The sequence below is a fragment of the Deinococcus arboris genome, assembly GCF_009755355.1.
In the GTDB taxonomy this organism is placed as follows: domain Bacteria; phylum Deinococcota; class Deinococci; order Deinococcales; family Deinococcaceae; genus Deinococcus; species Deinococcus betulae.
Genome location: NZ_WQLB01000081.1, coordinates 1 through 1,111, shown reverse-complemented (window position 1 = coordinate 1,111; position 1,111 = coordinate 1). Strand labels below are relative to the sequence as shown.

Annotated in this window: 1 protein-coding gene; it reads right to left on the bottom strand. The window is 63.6% G+C overall.

The features are described from left to right. Nucleotides 1-16: 16 nt before the first annotated feature. The coding region (locus GO986_RS22400) for a transposase (RefSeq protein WP_157461742.1) at nucleotides 17-1,111 on the bottom strand (1,095 nt) is incomplete at its 5' end.

Sequence of the window (1,111 nt, the reverse complement as noted above, 5' to 3'; positions counted from 1 at the left end):
ACTGACATCTTGCAGTTTAGGTTGAAGAGGCGAGAAGTGCGTGCTGGAAGGCGTGGAGCGCGTCCAGCTCCAGTTGGAGTGCTTGACGACGCACTTCGGGGACGAACGAGAACCGGACGGTTCTCGCTAGCTCGCCCCAATCGGGCCAGGTGCCTGCTCCCCTCTCGGGCAGATCGAGGTTCTGGAGATGACAGAGCAGGAAAGCCGTCCCAGAGAGGCACCACCAGCGCATGACCCCCTGTTTGCTGTGCTGGGCGAAGCGTTCGAGCCCGAAGCGTCCCTTGACCGTTTTCAAGAAGGCTTCAATGCGCCACCGACGCTTGCCTACCCGGGCGAGGTACTGGCCGCCCAGGTCGAGATTCGACATCACGAACCGTTGTTCTGGCTCCTTGTTCCGGTAGAGCCACACCCAGGAGACGCACATGGTCTGGTCAAGCCCTGTGGGCTTGACCAGGCTGCCGCGCACCATCAGGTCACGCACCTGCCGTCCCCCCTCCAGTTTCCGAGTGCAGCGCACCCCGACCACGATGTCTAGGCCACAGGCGAGGACACCCCGAATGAACTCGGCACTCTCGAAGCCCCCGTCTGCATGCAGACGGGGTCGACGGTTGCCCTTCAGTAACGTGGCCGGGACGGTCCGGAACAACTTCAGGGCGAGCTGGGCTGGGGACGCCGTGCCCTTCCCTCGCCAGATTTGAAAAGCCCAGGGGAGCCGCAGCTCCCCGCAGCACAGGTACAGCACGACCAGGTGGACCCCCCGGACGCCGTGGTAGGTGTGGACCCAATCGGCCAGTTCAGTGAACTGGCCGGTCTTTTCCAAGCTCGTCAGGTCCACCAGCAGTTCCAGCCGGGGACGCTGATGGGGTGACGCTCGCCACCAGTCCTGCGCGGTCTTTAGGGCGTGCTGACGCAACACCCGGCAGAGGTGCCGGGTGTTCCAGCCTGCATGGTTGAGAAAGCGGCTGAGGGCCGAGGGGGACTTGACGGTGGCCCGTTCCGGCAGCGGTCTGCCAGAACCATCCAACAGCAGGTCGAGGAAGACCTCGAAGGACTCCCGATGCTGCTTGCGGGAGAAGCAGGGCAGGATGTCAGAATAGAGCCGTCTGGAACG